The organism is Pseudomonas sp. SZ40, from assembly GCF_052958135.1.
In genome coordinates, this window is sequence record NZ_JBQWIF010000016.1 from 82,098 (window position 1) to 97,672 (window position 15,575).

Below are 15,575 nucleotides of genomic sequence, written 5' to 3' on the forward strand. Positions count from 1 at the left end.
TTGTCCTCATTTCCCTGAATATCATTGAGCCTCAGAGAACTTAGCAGCCGACCAGCTACTCGCAAACCTACAATCAATACCGTGAATTTCAGCACCTGCACGGTCTACAATGCACGCCACCCGCAGGCTCAAGGAATTGCCATGCAGCACCACACCTTCTGGCTCGACAGCAGTGATGGCGTACCTCTGTACGTCAACCACTGGCGTGCCGAAGGCGCGCCCAGGGCGGTGGTGATGCTCGCCCATGGCATGGCCGAACACAGCGGCCGTTATGCCCGTTTTGGCCAGGCACTGGTCGCGGCCGGTTTCGAACTCTACGCCCACGATCAGCGCGGCCATGGGCAGACGGCGCAGCATGGCAGCCTGGGTCACTACGCGGATCGGGATGGCTGGGCACGGGTGGTCGGCGATCTCTCGACGCTCAATCACCATATTCGTCAGCAGTGCCCGCAGACGCCCATCTTCCTGTTCGGCCACAGCATGGGCAGCTACATCGCCATGGCTTATCTGATGCACCAGAGCAGCGGTGTGCAAGGGGCGATTCTCAGTGGCTCCAACTACCAGCCATTGCGCCTCTACACGTCTGCCACGCTGATTGCCCGCTTCGAGCGCTGGCGCCAAGGCAAGAACGGCCGCAGTGCGCTGATCCACTGGCTGTCGTTCGGCGCCTTCAACAGGGCCTGCAAACCTGCCCGTACCGCTTTCGACTGGCTCAGCCGTGACCCGGCAGAGGTCGACCGCTACATCGCCGACCCGCTGTGCGGATTCCGTTGCAGCAACCAGTTGTGGCTCGATCTGCTCGAGGGCCTGCAGCGGATCACGCCGAGCGCCAACCTGAAACAGATCGACCCGAGGCTGCCGCTGCTGATCATCGGCGGTGACCACGACCCGGTCAGCCAGGGCCAGCGCCTGCAAGACCTGGCCGACGCCCTGAGCCGCTCGGGGCATGCCCGTACCACACTCAAACGCTACCCCCAGGCCCGCCACGAGCTGCTCAACGAGCTCAATCGTGACGAGGTCACCCGCGACCTGATCGACTGGCTGGAACAAACGCTCGAGCAGCCCCAGCAGCGACCCTTACATCCTCAGGAACCCACTCCATGACACAGAGCAGCAACACCCCTTACGAAGATCTCGACGTCGGCCAGACCGCCACTTACAGCAAGACCGTTGAAGAGCGCGACATCCTGCTGTTCGCCGCCGTTTCCGGCGACCACAACCCGGTGCATCTGGATGCCGAATACGCAGCCACCACCCTGTTCAAGGAGCGCATCGCCCACGGCATGTTCAGTGGCGCGCTGATCAGCGCCGCGGTGGCCTGCACCCTGCCCGGCCCTGGCACCATCTACGTCAGCCAGCAGATGACCTTTCAGAAGCCGGTGAAACTGGGCGACACCCTCACCGTGCGCCTGGAAATTCTCGAAAAGCGCCCCAAATTTCGCGTGCTGATCGCCACCCGCGTGTTCAACCAGAACGATGAACTGGTGGTCGATGGCGAGGCTGAAATCATTGCGCCACGCAAAGCGCTTACTGTAGAGCTGGCGACCCTGCCGCCGATCACTATTGGCTAGCAGGCTGTTGAAACTACCTGCGTTGCCATCGCAGCGTTAAAAACAGGCGCAAAATGCTCATGTACTAATCGTACGGTCGAGCGCGACCCCGGTCGCTTTTTCGCCTGTTTGTGCGGGGCCGCCATCGGTATTGCGCTGGCGGCCTCGCTTACGTTTTTCAAGCGCCTGCTTGTTCATATCCTGCGCAGGTCAGCCGATCTGCGCCCACGCATCTCTCTGGAGCACACCATGTCCCTGTCCATGCACAGCATCTCGATTCCGGTCTTCACCCGCCAACTGAACAACCTGTCGACCATCCTGGGTATCGCTGCGGCCAACGCCGAAACCCGCAAGATCGAGCAAGGCGTCTTTCTCAACGCACGTCTGGCCCCTGATATGTTCCCGCTCAGCCGCCAGGTGCAGATCGCCTGCGATACCGCGAAAAGCGGTGCGGCCCTGCTGGCCGGTGTAGAAGCCCCGAGCCACGCCGATGACGAAACCAGCATCGCCGAATTGCAGGCGCGCATCGCCAAGGTGCTGGAGTTCGTGGGAAGCATCAGCGCCGCGCAGCTCGACGGCAGCGAAGACCGCACCGTAACCCTCAAACGTCGTGACAAGGAGACCCATTTCCAGGGTCAGGCCTTCCTGCTCGATCACGTACTGCCGAACTTCTACTTCCACCTGACCACCACCTACGCGATCCTGCGCCACAACGGTGTCGATATCGGCAAGCGCGACTTCCTCGGCACCCGCTGAGCGAGTCGTATCGAAGCGCCCTGGCAAAGCGCTTTGCGTACGGACCGGTGACCGTCTTGGTGCATGGCCCTTTCGCCACGCACCAAGCCGAGTCAAAACTGTTTACACCTCACAAATAAAATCCTCATAAACGCCCGAAAAGCGCATTTCCTTGTGCAACCCGCACAACCGGCACTGTACGACCCGCCAAACCGATCGGTTGGCACGTCGCCTGCTATAGCCATGCCTTCTCTCACTCCGTGGAGCCAGGCAATGACGCACCCCACCACCGACAGCGACTACCCTCTGAGCGAGGTTCCAGCAGGCGCCCGCAAGGGTCTGTTCTCCACCTCGATCATGCTGTTCTCGTTCACCTTCTTCACCGCCACCATGTTCGCTGGCGGCAAGATCGGCATGGCCTTCGATTTCACCACCCTGATCTGGGCAGCCGTCATCGGCAACCTGCTGCTCGGCACCTATGCCGCGATACTGGGCCTGATCGCCTGCCGCAGCGGCCTGAACTCGGTGCTGATGGGCCGTTTCTGCTTCGGCGAGGCGGGCAGCAAGCTGTCCGACGTGCTGCTGGGCTTCACCCAGATCGGCTGGTACGCCTGGGGCACCGCGACGGTCGCCATCGTGCTGGTGAAGATTCTCGGTCTATCGGAAAGCCTGATCATCCCGCTGATGGTGCTGTTCGGCTTCGCCTTCTGCATCACCGCGTTCATCGGCTACAAGGGCCTGGACATCCTCTCGCGGATCTCGGTGCCGGCCATGCTCGCCCTGCTGCTCTGCTCGCTGTGGATCGCCACCGACGACATCGGCGGCCTGAGTGCGCTGATGGCCATCGAGCCGACCCAGAGCATGACCCTGAGCGTGGCCATCACCATGGTCTTCGGCACCTTCGTCAGCGGCGCCACCCAGGCCACCAACTGGACACGCTTCGCCCGCACCGGGCGTATCGCGGTGATCGCCAGCATGGTCGGGTTCTTTCTCGGCAATGGCCTGATGATCGTTGCCGGTGCCTATGGCGCCATCGTCTACCAGCAACCGGACGTCGTCGAAGTGCTGGTCCTGCAGGGGCTGTCGATGGCGGCGGTGGTGATGCTGTTCCTCAACCTGTGGACCACCCAGGACAACACCATCTACAACTTCGCCGCAGCCGGCTGCAACCTGCTGCGCACCGGGCGCCGCAAAACGGTGACCGTGGTCGGCGCCGGGATCGGCACGCTGCTGGCCATCGGCGGCATGTACGAGATGCTGATCCCTTTTCTGATCCTGCTCGGCTCGATCATCCCGCCGATTGGCGGGGTGATCATGGCGGACTACTTCTACGGCCATAAAGGCAAGTACCCATTGCTCGCCGAGACCCGCCTGCCGGCGTTCAACTGGGTCGGCCTGGGCGCCTATGCCGTCGGTTCGCTGTGCGCCTACTTCTCGCCCTGGGTCGCGCCGCTGGTCGGCATCGCCGTCGCCGCGTTGGTGTACGTCAGCCTGTTCGAGGCGAAGAAACTGCTCGCCGCCCGCGCTCAGGTCGCTCGCGCATGAGCCTGAGCGTCGCCGATGTACTCGCCCTGCCCGGCCTGCATGACCTGCGCCTGCGCGCGGGCCAGACAGCACTGGGCAACCCGGTGCGTTGGCCTTACGTAGCGGAGAATGCGGAGATCGCCGACTGGGTGATGGGCGGCGAACTGGTTTTCGTCACCGGGATCAACCACCCCCGCGATGAGGCCAACCTGCTGCTTCTGGTACGCCAGGCAGTCGAGCGGGCTACGGCCGGCCTGGTGATTCTTACCGGTGCCGAGTACATCCAGAGCATCCCGGCAACGGTGGTGGCCGAAGCCGATCGCCTCGGCTTGCCACTGCTGGAGCAGCCCTACCAGTTGAAGATGGTGGTGGTGACCCAGGCCATCGGTACCGCGCTGGTCCAGCAACAGATGCTCGGCAGCTCGCGTCAGCACGTACTGGAGCAATTGCTGGAAGGTGACTATCAATCCCTGGAGATCCTGCTGCAGCGCGCCGCGAGCCTCGACCTGCCGCTGGGCGTGCCACGCCAGATCGCGCTGCTGCGCCTGCAGAACGGCGAGCGCCTGTTCGACGGCGAGGCTGCCGACAGCGGTGAACGCCTGCTGCGCGACAACCGCCAGTGCCTGCAGCAACGCCTGGAACAGTGCCTGCAGCGCCTCGGCGACGCCCTGCCGCTGATCAGCCAGGGCGAGCACTGGATCGCCCTGCTGCCCTGCACCAGCAGCCAGGACGAGCAACGCAACCGCAAGCTGCTGACCGAGCTGCTCGGCGAACTGGACGAACGTCTGCAGCCGCAACACGCGGTTCTCGGCCTCAGCAGTGGCAGCCATCCCCCCGAGCGCTTCGCCCGGGCCCTCGGTCAGGCGCGCCAGGCACTGGTCGCCGCCCAGGCCTTCCCGGAGCGGCTGGGGCTGTGCAGCTTCAACGAGCTGGGCGTGATCGAACTGCTCGCCGCGATCCGCGACCGCAGCCTGCTGGAACGCTTCGTCGAGCGTACGCTGGGGCCACTGATCGGCGATGATTCACGCCACGAGCCGGTGCTCATGCCAACGCTCGAAGCCTGGTTCTTCGAGAACGCCAACCTGGCCCTGGCCGCACAACGCCTGGGCGTGCACCGCAACACCCTGAGCTACCGTGTACAGCGTATCGAAGCGCTGACTGGCTGCTCGTTCGATGATCCGCACGACCGGCTGAATATCAGCATCGCCCTGCTGATTCGCCGCCTGTCGTCTCATAGCCTGCCAAGGAGTACCCCATGAACATCGTCAACGCCCGCCTGCGTGGCCGCGAAGGTCTTTTCCACATCGCGCTGGACGGCTCACAGATTGCCGCCATCACCGCACAGCCGGCTGCAGTCAATGCGACCGAAGGCGACCTCGACGCAGCCAGCAACCTGGTGATCGCCCCTTTCATCGAACCGCATATCCACCTGGACGCGACCCTGACCGCCGGTGAGCCGAGCTGGAACATGAGCGGCACGTTGTTCGAAGGCATCGAACGCTGGGCCGAGCGCAAGGCCCTGGTCACCCACGAGGACACCAAGACCCGCGCCAAGAAGACCATCGACATGCTGGTCGACCACGGCATCCAGCACGTGCGCACCCACGTCGACGTCACCGACCCGACCCTGGCCGCGCTGAAAGCGATGGTCGAAGTGCGCGAGGAAACCCGCCACTTGATCGACCTGCAGATCGTCGCCTTCCCCCAGGAGGGCATCGAGTCCTACGCCAATGGCCGCGCGCTCATGGAGCAGGCCGTGGAGCTGGGCGCCGACGTGGTCGGTGGCATTCCGCATTTCGAGAACACCCGCGACCAGGGCGTGTCGTCGATCAAGTTCCTGATGGACCTGGCCGAACGCACGGGCTGCCTGGTGGACGTGCACTGCGACGAAACCGACGACCCGCAATCGCGCTTTCTCGAAGTACTGGCCGAAGAAGCCCGCGTGCGCGGCATGGGCGCGCGCGTCACCGCCAGCCATACCACCGCCATGGGCTCCTACGACAACGCTTACTGTTCCAAACTGTTCCGCCTGCTGAAGATGTCAGGGATCAACTTCATCTCCTGCCCGACCGAAAGCATTCATCTGCAGGGCCGCTTCGATACCTACCCGAAACGCCGTGGCCTGACCCGCGTGGCCGAGATCGACCGCGCCGGGATGAACGTGTGCTTCGGCCAGGACTCCATCGTCGACCCCTGGTACCCGCTGGGTAACGGCAACATCCTGCGCATCCTTGAAGCCGGCCTGCATATCTGCCACATGCTGGGCTACGAAGACCTCAAGCGCAGCCTGGACCTGATCACCGACAACAGCGCCCGCACCCTGCACCTGGGTGAGCGCTACGGCATCGAAGTGGGTCGCCCGGCCAACCTGCTGATTCTTTCGGCCCCCGACGATTACGAGATGATTCGCACCCAGGGCCATGCCCTGGTATCGGTACGCCACGGCGAAGTGCTGATGCGCAGAACCCCGGCGAGCGTGCAGCGCGGTTGAACATCGCACGCGTACCGGATCGCCAGACGCTGCATTCGTAGGCGCCCCGACCCCGGGGCGAATCGTGGGCAAAACTCGATATCGGTGTTGCCCGAACTACTCGCCGCGGGGCGCGGCTACACGAATGCGGCATTTCCCACCGACAGTAGGAGCGTCGCCCCCGGCGCGAAAACGATTGCGGCCGCTCTGCAACACTCCAGTCGGGCTAAGGAAGCGGTCATTCCACCCGCACGCTGGCGGTCATGCCGGCACTCAACTGGACGTTTTCGGGCATGCCGTCGAGCTTGATGCGTACCGGGATGCGCTGGGCCAGGCGCACCCAATTGAAGGTTGGTTCGACATTGGCCAGCAACTGGCCGTCCGGGCTGGCGTTGCGGTCGGTGATGCCGCGGCTGATGCTTTCCACTTCACCACGGATCTCCTGTTCGCCGCCCATCAACCAGACCTCGACCGGCGCACCGACCTGAATGCGCGGCAACTTGGTTTCCTCGAAATACGCCTGCACGTAGAACGAGTTGGTATCCACCAGCGCCATCACCGACTGGCCCGCCGTCACGTAGTTGCCCTGCGCCAGCACCAGGTTGGTGACCTGACCGTCACGGGGCGCGCGCACTTCACTGCGCGCCAGGTTGAGCTGGGCGATACGCAGGTCGGCCTGGGCCTCGCGGAATTCGCTGCGCGCCATCTCGGCGTTGATCTGCGCGTTCTCGCGCAGTTCCGCGCTGATCGCCTGGGAGCCCAGGCGCGCGCGGCGGGAGGCTTCGTGTTCACGCAGGCTGAGCTGCTGCTTGCGGATATCCACCACGGCCTGAGCCTTTTCCACCGCGGCCTGGTAGCGGTCACGGTCGATGCTCATCAGCAGATCGCCCGCCTTCACCTGCTGGTTGTCGCGCACCTCGAGCTCGACCACCCAGCCCGATACGTCCGGCGCGATGGTCACCACGTCGGCACGTACCCGGGCATCGCGGGTCCACGGCGAATACATGTAGTGCTGCCAGATCCAGGAGCCGGCGAGAACCGCCGCAACCACCATGGCCAGGGTAATGCCGACGCGAATCGTCGAACGCATGTCGTTTCTCCTCAAGTTCCCAGAACGGCGATGATTGCCGCCAGGACACAGACGAACAGGGCGCAATCGAACAGGGCTTCGTGCCAGATCCATTGCGCCAATCCCACGCGCTGCAGCCCCATGCGCAATACGCCGGTGAGCAGCAACGCCAATACCGCATAGGCCGCCATGGGGCTCAGCAATACGCCGCCCAGCGACCATTCATGCAAGCCCATGGGCTTCTCCTCTCAGGTGGCACCAGTGGCGCCAGCCGCTTCGCAATTGCAGCAGTGCAGCCTCGGCCAAGCGTTTATCGACACTGGGCGCACAGGCGCGCAGGGCATCCTGCAGATCCGCCACGGGGCCGTTCAGGTCATCCTCGCGGCCCGGTGCAGGGCCGCGCTCCAGCACATCATCGAGACGCCGCAGAAAACGGCGCTGGGAGCGGGCCAGTTCGGGATCGGCATTGGCCAAGCAGGCGCGCAGGTGCAACAGTTCGTCACCCAGATCGAGACCGGCCACGCCGTCGTCCCAGCGGCTGCGCGCCTGATCCGGCCGCGCCGGATAATGCCGGGCGAGCTGCAGCAAGCGGTCGGCCATGCGCCCACCGAACCAGTTTTCCGCACGGCCCAGCTCGCGACGGGTCAGGCGGCCGAGATCCACCAGAATCGCATGCATCAGGCGCCGGCCATGCCACACCGGATTGCGCAGCACCACCAGACGGAACGCCAGCACGGCGATGCCGACGCCCAGGAGCATGCCCGGCGCCTCGTTGAGAAAGAACTCGACGTTGTAACCGACACCCGGTGCGGGCAGGCAAAGCACGATGAAGTGCAGGCAGAACGCTGTCGATGTGGCTGCCATCGGCGGCTTCGCCATTCCCAGTACACCAAAGAACAAAGGCACGCCGAGCACCAGGCAGAGCATGACGAACCCGTCGATCTGCGGCATCAGGATCTGCCCGACGAAGAACGCCACCGGCAGCGCATAAAGGATGCCGCGCAGGAACATCATGCCGATCTGCGGCGCCGCTTCGAGCCGGGCGAACAGGCTGCAGACCACGCAGGCCAGCAGCATGGCGCCGGTGGCATGGGTCCAGGCGGTGGCCAGCCAGAAGCTCGCCAGCGTGAGAAACGCGAGGGCGCTGCGCGAGCCATACACCAGGGCACTCTGCCAATCGTAATGCCAGGACAGCGCACGCGGTGCATCGGCAGGCGCCCTGCCCTGTTCGACGGCGAGCAGGGCCCGGCTGGCCTCCTCGATGCGCAGCAGCAACACCGCCATGCGCTCCAGGCACAGTTGCTGGCCGCTGTTCAATTCATCGTCCTGCGCGGCCTGGCGCAGGCGTTCTATCAGTACCGGCAGATCGCCCTGGGCCTGCTGCAAGCGCTCGTCCACCTCTTGCAGCCACGGGGCGACTGCTTCGGCTTCGCTGCTGCTCAACTGCCGCCATTGCCGTGCCACACCACGGGCCAAACGCAGCACGCCAAGCAGGTCGCGACTGAGCACGCGCAGGGCAATGGCGCGCTGGCGGCCGCGCTCCCCTTCGAACCAGGCGTGCTCACGCTGGGCGTCCACGGCGACGATACGGGCCAGTGCTTCCAGCAGCCCCTGACGTGCCTCTGCCTCGCCGGTCAACGCTTGACGCGCGGCCTTGATGCCGGTCTGCCAGGCATCTCGCGCTTGCTGCGCCAGCTGGCGCTCGACCCGCTGCGGCCACAGCAAGGCGCTGCTGAGCGTGGCGCAGACGATGCCCAGGCAGATCTCCGTGGAACGGGCAATGGCCTCGTCGAAGATCACATGAGGCTTGCCGATGGCCGGCAGGCCGATGATCGCCACCGTGTAGCCGGCGAGCACGAAGGCATAGGACCAGGCGCTGCGCAGCATGGTCGAAGCTGCCGTGCACATCCCCAGCCACAACGCGAAGGCGAGCAGGAACAGCAGTGGGGTCTGGGCGAACAGCGCCATCATCACCACCGCCATGAAGGTCCCGACCAGGGTGCCGAGCAGCCGCGCCAGGCCCTTCTGCACCACCATGCCGGACAATGGCTGGGCGACGATGAAGGCGGTCATCAATGCCCACTGCGGCTGTTCCAGCCCCAAACGCAACGCGAGCCAGAGCGCCAGACCGCCACCGAGCAGGGTCTTGATCGCGAACTGAATGGCTTGCGGGCTTGGCGCGATGAACGCCAGCAGGGAATCACGCACGATGGTTACCTGACACGCTGGTTACCTGAAAAGCGGCACTTGTCTGAACATAGCCGTAGCGAAACGGTTCCGCCTCCGTGCAGAAAGGCAAATTATTAGCTAGCTAACTATATGCTGTCCAGAGGGCTGTCTCGCTTTCACCTGCGCTCGCCTGAAAAAATGCGCACGAAAAAAAGGGCGACCGAAGTCGCCCCAATGCCTTGCGTGCTCGTGAATCCGGATTCAGCGCGGCTTTTTCTTGCTCGCGTCTCTCCAGATGAAATACGTGAACCCGGCGCAGAACAGGACCATCAGTCCCACGGTGCCGATACCGGCGAGAACCACCACGTCGACGAACATGTTGCCTCCTGCATCCGTTGCTCGGGTATGGGGCTACGTTAACAGCGCAGCGCCTGAGGCCATTGATCCAGATCAAGGGCAGCGCTGCGCCGGCTGCAAACGGCTGGCAGCAGGTGATCTGGGTCAACGGGAGGCTGCGCGCAGCCACGAGCGGGATGCGCGACGGGAAATCAGCAGAGCAAGGCAGGCGACACCCGCATGCGGCGCGGCGAACCGTCAGCGCTTCTTCGGCTTGCCCTTGGACTTCTTCTTGCCTTTGGGCATCGGCAGAGCCTGCTCGAAGGCATTGCGCATCTCTTCGAGCTTTTTGTCGCGCAGGTCATGGATGCGCTTGTCGCGCTCGGCGGTGAAGTCGATCAGTTTCACATCGTTGCTCATAGCGGCGCCCGGATCAGACGAAACGTAAGGTTCAGGCGTGGCGCGCACGGCTTGCGCGTTTTCGCCACCTGATGCTGCCAATGATGCTGGGTCTGGCCGCCCATGACCAGTAGCGAGCCATGCGCCAGCGTAAGTGAATGTTCGATGCGGTTGTGGCCCTTGCGGCGCAGATCGAAGCGGCGCTCGCCTCCCAGGCTCAGGGACACCACCAGCGGTTCATCGCCCAGCTCGCGCTCGTCATCGCTGTGCCAGCCCATGGAATCCTGGCCGTCACGGTAATAGTTGAGCAGCGCACCGTTGAGCGGGCAGCCCAACGCCTCCACCAGACGCTGGCGAATCTCGGCGAGCAGCGGTGTCCAGGGCAGCGGCTGATGGGTCATGCCGGAGTAGCGATAACGCGCGTCGGTGTCGCCGTACCAGGCGGTCAGCCGCGGCACCGGATGACGACGGCCGTAGAGCACGACCTCGGGCTGCTGCCAGGGCGTCTCGCTGACCAGTCGCTCGAGCCAGTGATCCGCCGTAGCGCGGTCGAGCCAGGCAGGCAGATAACGCAGATCTGCATCCGCCAGGTTCAGATCGGGGCTGTCGAACGGATCAGCCGGGGTGGGATCGAAGCCGCTCAAACCTCGACATCCACCCACAGCCCCTGACGAGGCAATTGCTCGATGGCAGGCTCGTCGGCTTCATCGACATCGCCTTCGGCGAGCTCTGCCGCGCTGTAACCACGCCGTTGGCGACGACGCTGTTCTTCACGCAAGCGCTCCTCCACTTCCTGGGGGTGACGTTTGTCGAGACCGACCGCATCCTCCTGGGCCGCCTCGGCGGTGGGGGTTACCGGGGCGATTTCCGGGCGCGGCTTGACCACGTCCTGCTGGGCAGTGACTGGAACCAGGCTGTGGGGAATCGGTGGCAACATGGATGAACTCCCTTTGGAGTCTTGTCGGCAGTCGCATGGGCGACTTTAGCGTACGGTGGCTACACTTTCGACCGGGCATCCGTCAGTAAGTGCCAAATCCACAGCATGCACCTTTGGCCGAGGCCCGGCGTTTCCGGTACCATAGCCGGCTTTTTCACAGGTGGAGACAGGCAGCATGGCGGAGTATCAACCGGGGCAACGCTGGATCAGCGACAGCGAAGCGGAACTGGGCTTGGGAACCATCCTCATGCAGGACGGCCGCATGCTCACCGTGCTCTACCCGGCCACGGGAGAAACCCGCCAGTACGCAACCCGCAATGCGCCACTGACCCGCGTGCGTTTCTCTCCGGGCGACGAGATCACCCACTTCGAAGGCTGGAAGCTGACCGTGCGCGAAGTCGACGATGTCGATGGCCTGCTGGTCTACCACGGTCTCGACGCGCAGAACCAGAACGTCACGCTGCCGGAAACCCAGCTGTCCAACTTCATTCAGTTCCGCCTTGCCAGCGACCGCCTGTTCGCCGGGCAGATCGATCCGCTGCCCTGGTTCTCGCTGCGCTACCGCACCCTGGAATTCACCAGCAAGCAGGTGCAATCCTCGCTGTGGGGCCTGGGCGGCGTGCGTGCACAACCCATCGCCCACCAGTTGCACATCGCCCGTGAAGTCGCCGACCGCATCGCCCCGCGCGTTCTGCTGGCCGACGAAGTGGGCCTGGGCAAGACTATCGAGGCCGGCCTGGTGATCCATCGCCAGCTGCTCTCCGGGCGCGCCAACCGCGTGCTGATCCTGGTGCCGGAAAACCTGCAGCACCAGTGGCTGGTGGAAATGCGCCGACGCTTCAATCTGGAAGTGGCGCTGTTCGACGCCGAACGCTTCATCGAGAGCGATGCCAGCAACCCGTTCGAAGACGCGCAACTGGCACTGGTCGCGCTGGAGTGGCTGTGCGAGGACGAAAAGGCCCAGGACGCGCTGTTCGCCGCCGGCTGGGACCTGATGGTGGTCGACGAAGCCCACCACCTGGTCTGGCATCCGGAAAAGGCCAGCCGCGAATACAGCCTGGTCGAGCAACTGGCCGAAGTGATCCCTGGTGTGCTGCTGCTCACCGCCACCCCGGAACAGCTTGGCCAGGACAGCCACTTCGCACGTCTGCGTCTGCTCGACCCGAACCGTTTCCATGACCTGGCCGCGTTCCGCGCCGAAAGCGCCAACTACCAGCCGGTCGCCGAAGCCGTACAGGAGCTGCTCGACAAGGGTCGCCTGTCCGACGAGGCCCACAAGACCATCCAGGGTTTCCTGGGTGCCGAGGGTGAAGCCCTGCTCGCCGCGGTCGCCGACGGTGATAGCGAAGCCAGCGCCCGCCTCACCCGCGAGCTGCTCGACCGCCATGGCACCGGCCGCCTGCTGTTCCGCAACACCCGTGCTGCGGTGCAGGGTTTCCCCGAGCGCGAACTGCACGCCTACCCGCTGCCGAGCCCCGACGAATACATGGAGCTGCCGCTGGGCGAGCATGCCGAGCTGTACCCGGAAGTCAGCTACCAGGGCCAGGCGGAGATCGAGGACGAGCAGCGCTGGTGGCGCTTCGATCCACGTGTCGAGTGGCTGATCGACACCCTGAAGATGCTCAAGAAATTCAAGGTACTGGTCATCTGTGCTCACGCCGAGACCGCCATGGATCTGGAAGACGCCCTGCGCGTGCGCTCCGGCATTCCGGCCACGGTGTTTCACGAGGGCATGAGCATCCTCGAGCGTGACCGCGCCGCCGCCTATTTCGCCGATGAAGAATTCGGCGCCCAGGTGCTGATCTGTTCGGAAATCGGCAGTGAAGGCCGCAACTTCCAGTTCGCTCACCACCTGGTGCTGTTCGATCTGCCGGCGCATCCGGATCTGCTCGAGCAGCGTATCGGCCGTCTCGACCGTATCGGCCAGAAGCACAAGATCCAGCTGCACGTGCCGTACATGGAAAACAGCCCGCAGGAACGTCTGTTCCAGTGGTATCACCAGGCGCTGAACGCCTTCCTGGCTACCTGCCCGACGGGTAACGCCCTGCAGCATCAGTTCGGCAGCCGCCTGCTGCCGATGCTGGAAAACGCCGACGATGGTCAGTGGCAAGCGCTGATCGACGAAGCCACTGCCGAGCGCCAGCGCCTGGAAAGCGAACTGCACGCCGGTCGCGACCGCCTGCTGGAGCTCAACTCTGGCGGTGCCGGTGAAGGCGAAGCGCTGGTCGACGCGATCCTCGAGCAGGACGACCAGTTCGCCCTGCCGATGTACATGGAGCAGCTGTTCGACGCTTTCGGCATCGACAGCGAGGATCACTCGGACAATGCCCTGATCCTGCGCCCCAGCGAGAAGATGCTCGATGCCAGCTTCCCGCTCGGCGACGACGAAGGCGTGACCATCACCTACGACCGTGACCTGGCGCTGTCGCGCGAGGACATGCAGTTCCTCACCTGGGAACACCCCATGGTGCAGGGCGGCATGGATCTGGTGCGCTCCGGCTCGATGGGCAACACCTCGGTGGCGCTGATCAAGAACAAGGCGCTCAAGCCCGGCACCGTGCTGCTGGAGCTGCTCTACGTCAGCGAAGTGGTCGCGCCACGCAGCCTGCAACTGGGTCGCTACCTGCCGCCAGCGGCGCTGCGCTGCCTGCTCGATGGCAATGGCAACGATCTGGCCAGCAAGGTCTCCTTCGAAACCCTCAACGACCAGTTGGAAAGCGTGCCCCGGGCCAGCGCCAACAAGTTCGTACAGGCGCAGCGTGATGCGCTCAACCCGCAGATCGCTGCCGGTGAAGCGAAGATCCAGCCACGCCATGTCGAACGCGTCAGCGAGGCCAAACGTCGCCTGGCCGCCGAGCTGGACGAGGAACTGGCCCGCCTGACCGCCCTGCAAGCAGTCAACCCGAGCGTCCGCGACAGCGAACTGACAGCGCTGCGTGAACAACGCGAACAGGGCCTGGCCATGCTCGACAAGGCCGCCCTGCGCCTGGAAGCGATTCGAGTGCTGGTCGCCGGTTGAGCCAATACGCTCGCCCTTCTTGCGCAGGGCGGGCGTGCCTTCGGTGCAGCGCGAAGAGCGCCAACATCGCGGCTGTCTTGCCGCATGGTTGGCGCTGCCAGCGCCATTCGCCGCGGGGGCGCGGCTCCTACGGGATCAACGAACACCGCTGATCGAGTAGGGGCGTCACCCCGGGCGCGAATCGGTTGCGGCCCTGTCGCACATCTGGCGGCGCCTGCGCCATTCGCCGCAGTGGCGCGGCTACGGAGTCAACGAACACCGCTGATCGAGTAGGAGCGTCGCCCCGGCGCGAATCGGTTGCGGCCTTGCCGGGCAATCGGGACTCTACGCCGAACCCTTGATGGGTATTGCTTCGCTCAATACCATCCTACGGCCGTCTTGCGTCCCAACCATCCCTACACCATCTGCAACCGCTGCTTGCGCGCCGGCGCTGGGTAGGCGGCGTCGATCGCCTGCAAATCGGCTTCGCTGAGCTGCAGGTCGGCAGCGGCGGCATTTTCGGCCAGATGCAGCGGGTCACCGGCCTTGGGAATCACCAGCACATTCGGCTGACGAAGGGCCCAGGCCAGCGCCACCTGCGCGGCACTCACCCCATGCCGCTGTGCGACCTGCCCCATGGCTCGGTTGGCCAGCAGCGCCCCACCCTGCCCCAGCGGACAGTAAGCCATCAATGGCATGCCCTGGCGTTGCTGCCACGGCAGCAGGTCGAACTCCACGCCGCGCTCTTGCGGGTTGTAGAGCACCTGGTTGGTGGCACAGGCTGGATCACCGAGTTCTTCCAGATCATCGAGATCGAAGTTGGACACGCCCCAGCGGCCGATCTTGCCCTGCTCGCGCAGCCGTTCGAAGGCCTCGACCGTTTCCGCCAGCGGATACTGCCCACGCCAGTGCAGCAGATACAGGTCGAGATGATCGGTACCCAGGCGCTTCAGGCTGCGCTCGCAGGCCGCCATCACACCCGCGCGGCTGGCGTTGTGCGGGTAGACCTTGCTGACCAGAAACACCTGATCGCGGCGACCCGCGATGGCCTCGCCGACCACCTCCTCCGCACCGCCCTCGCCGTACATCTCGGCCGTGTCGATGAGGCGCAGACCACGCTCGAGCCCCTCGCGCAACGCCGCCACCTCGGCCCGCCGCTGCCCCGGATTCTCGCCCATCCGCCAGGTGCCCTGACCTATCACCGGTACCTGAGCGCCGGCCAATTCGAGTGTTCGCATCATGCTTCCTCCTGCTGATTGCATCCTGACCCGCCTGCCACCCGTGGGTTCAGATTCTGCGCCAAGGATCATGCCCGGCGTAGAGCGCCCGCCTGCAATCGTCGTTCACGTTCCGACACGAGTTTTCTGCTCAGTGGACAGGGCACGCCG

General features: G+C 64.5%; 15 protein-coding genes. 7 read left to right on the plus strand and 8 right to left on the minus strand.

What is annotated here, in order from left to right; all coding sequences use genetic code 11:
- The first annotated feature begins 141 nt into the window (after positions 1-141).
- The 6 genes from ACT9T4_RS14550 (at position 142) to codA (ending at position 6,300) form a co-directional block, all read left to right on the plus strand.
- Positions 142-1,104: an alpha/beta hydrolase gene (locus tag ACT9T4_RS14550; RefSeq protein WP_499117615.1), complete on the plus strand. Its 963-nt coding sequence runs from the start codon at positions 142-144 to the stop codon at positions 1,102-1,104.
- Positions 1,101-1,571 (plus strand): MaoC family dehydratase, encoded by a 471-nt coding sequence (locus tag ACT9T4_RS14555; RefSeq protein WP_042552150.1) that lies wholly within the window; start codon positions 1,101-1,103, stop codon positions 1,569-1,571. Before ACT9T4_RS14550 ends, ACT9T4_RS14555 begins: the two co-directional genes overlap by 4 nt.
- 228 nt (positions 1,572-1,799) lie before the next feature.
- Complete coding sequence (locus ACT9T4_RS14560; protein WP_042552149.1) at positions 1,800-2,306, plus strand: DUF1993 domain-containing protein; 507 nt, start codon at positions 1,800-1,802, stop codon at positions 2,304-2,306.
- Positions 2,307-2,558: 252 nt separating this feature from the next.
- The gene (gene codB / locus ACT9T4_RS14565; protein WP_499117618.1) at positions 2,559-3,830 is read left to right on the plus strand and encodes a cytosine permease; all 1,272 of its coding nucleotides are present in this window, start codon (positions 2,559-2,561) and stop codon (positions 3,828-3,830) included.
- Entirely contained in the window at positions 3,827-5,068 is a 1,242-nt protein-coding gene (locus tag ACT9T4_RS14570) for a PucR family transcriptional regulator (RefSeq protein ID WP_042552147.1), read from the plus strand. The genes codB and ACT9T4_RS14570 overlap by 4 nt, the downstream gene beginning before the upstream one ends.
- Positions 5,065-6,300 (plus strand): cytosine deaminase, encoded by a 1,236-nt coding sequence (gene codA, locus ACT9T4_RS14575; protein ID WP_042552146.1) that lies wholly within the window; start codon positions 5,065-5,067, stop codon positions 6,298-6,300. The genes ACT9T4_RS14570 and codA overlap by 4 nt, the downstream gene beginning before the upstream one ends.
- A gap of 217 nt (positions 6,301-6,517) precedes the next feature.
- Here codA and ACT9T4_RS14580 read toward each other — a convergent pair whose 3' ends face one another.
- The 7 genes from ACT9T4_RS14580 to ACT9T4_RS14610 form a co-directional block, all read right to left on the minus strand.
- Positions 6,518-7,369, minus strand: coding sequence for an efflux RND transporter periplasmic adaptor subunit (locus ACT9T4_RS14580; protein ID WP_042552145.1), 852 nt, complete (start codon positions 7,367-7,369; stop codon positions 6,518-6,520).
- Between the two features lie 11 nt (positions 7,370-7,380).
- Positions 7,381-7,584: a DUF1656 domain-containing protein gene (locus ACT9T4_RS14585; RefSeq protein WP_042552144.1), complete on the minus strand. Its 204-nt coding sequence runs from the start codon at positions 7,582-7,584 to the stop codon at positions 7,381-7,383.
- Positions 7,571-9,556 carry an FUSC family protein gene (locus tag ACT9T4_RS14590; RefSeq protein ID WP_179537663.1) on the minus strand — a complete coding sequence of 662 codons (1,986 nt, stop codon included), beginning with the start codon at positions 9,554-9,556 and terminating at the stop codon, positions 7,571-7,573. Before ACT9T4_RS14590 ends, ACT9T4_RS14585 begins: the two co-directional genes overlap by 14 nt.
- A gap of 222 nt (positions 9,557-9,778) precedes the next feature.
- On the minus strand, positions 9,779-9,895 hold the full coding sequence (gene ccoM, locus ACT9T4_RS14595) for a cytochrome c oxidase subunit CcoM (RefSeq protein WP_042552142.1): 117 nt from the start codon (positions 9,893-9,895) through the stop codon (positions 9,779-9,781).
- Positions 9,896-10,111: 216 nt separating this feature from the next.
- The gene (locus ACT9T4_RS14600) at positions 10,112-10,273 is read right to left on the minus strand and encodes a hypothetical protein (protein ID WP_179537662.1); all 162 of its coding nucleotides are present in this window, start codon (positions 10,271-10,273) and stop codon (positions 10,112-10,114) included.
- Complete coding sequence (locus ACT9T4_RS14605) at positions 10,270-10,896, minus strand: alpha-ketoglutarate-dependent dioxygenase AlkB family protein (protein WP_499117621.1); 627 nt, start codon at positions 10,894-10,896, stop codon at positions 10,270-10,272. The genes ACT9T4_RS14600 and ACT9T4_RS14605 overlap by 4 nt, the downstream gene beginning before the upstream one ends.
- A complete protein-coding gene (locus ACT9T4_RS14610; RefSeq protein ID WP_042552141.1) occupies positions 10,893-11,189 on the minus strand; it encodes a hypothetical protein in 297 nt (98 codons plus the stop codon). The genes ACT9T4_RS14605 and ACT9T4_RS14610 overlap by 4 nt, the downstream gene beginning before the upstream one ends.
- Before the next feature lie 175 nt (positions 11,190-11,364).
- On the opposite strand from ACT9T4_RS14610, the gene rapA reads away from it, so the two are divergent.
- Complete coding sequence (gene rapA / locus ACT9T4_RS14615) at positions 11,365-14,208, plus strand: RNA polymerase-associated protein RapA (RefSeq protein ID WP_179537661.1); 2,844 nt, start codon at positions 11,365-11,367, stop codon at positions 14,206-14,208.
- A gap of 395 nt (positions 14,209-14,603) precedes the next feature.
- Here the strand turns inward: rapA and ACT9T4_RS14620 are convergent, their stop codons facing one another.
- Positions 14,604-15,425, minus strand: coding sequence for an aldo/keto reductase (locus ACT9T4_RS14620; protein WP_499117637.1), 822 nt, complete (start codon positions 15,423-15,425; stop codon positions 14,604-14,606).
- Between the last annotated feature and the right edge of the window lie 150 nt (positions 15,426-15,575).

Bases quoted from the DNA above. Each gene is read 5' to 3' on its own strand.
- ACT9T4_RS14550 (WP_499117615.1), top strand. From the start codon at position 142: ATGCAGCACCACACCTTCTGGCTCGACAGCAGTGATGGCGTACCTCTG.
- ACT9T4_RS14555 (WP_042552150.1), top strand. From the start codon at position 1,101: ATGACACAGAGCAGCAACACCCCTTACGAAGATCTCGACGTCGGCCAG.
- ACT9T4_RS14560 (WP_042552149.1), top strand. From the start codon at position 1,800: ATGTCCCTGTCCATGCACAGCATCTCGATTCCGGTCTTCACCCGCCAA.
- codB (WP_499117618.1), top strand. From the start codon at position 2,559: ATGACGCACCCCACCACCGACAGCGACTACCCTCTGAGCGAGGTTCCA.
- ACT9T4_RS14570 (WP_042552147.1), top strand. From the start codon at position 3,827: ATGAGCCTGAGCGTCGCCGATGTACTCGCCCTGCCCGGCCTGCATGAC.
- codA (WP_042552146.1), top strand. From the start codon at position 5,065: ATGAACATCGTCAACGCCCGCCTGCGTGGCCGCGAAGGTCTTTTCCAC.
- ACT9T4_RS14580 (WP_042552145.1), bottom strand. From the start codon at position 7,369: ATGCGTTCGACGATTCGCGTCGGCATTACCCTGGCCATGGTGGTTGCG.
- ACT9T4_RS14585 (WP_042552144.1), bottom strand. From the start codon at position 7,584: ATGGGCTTGCATGAATGGTCGCTGGGCGGCGTATTGCTGAGCCCCATG.
- ccoM (WP_042552142.1), bottom strand. From the start codon at position 9,895: ATGTTCGTCGACGTGGTGGTTCTCGCCGGTATCGGCACCGTGGGACTG.
- ACT9T4_RS14600 (WP_179537662.1), bottom strand. From the start codon at position 10,273: ATGAGCAACGATGTGAAACTGATCGACTTCACCGCCGAGCGCGACAAG.
- ACT9T4_RS14610 (WP_042552141.1), bottom strand. From the start codon at position 11,189: ATGTTGCCACCGATTCCCCACAGCCTGGTTCCAGTCACTGCCCAGCAG.
- rapA (WP_179537661.1), top strand. From the start codon at position 11,365: ATGGCGGAGTATCAACCGGGGCAACGCTGGATCAGCGACAGCGAAGCG.
- ACT9T4_RS14620 (WP_499117637.1), bottom strand. From the start codon at position 15,425: ATGCGAACACTCGAATTGGCCGGCGCTCAGGTACCGGTGATAGGTCAG.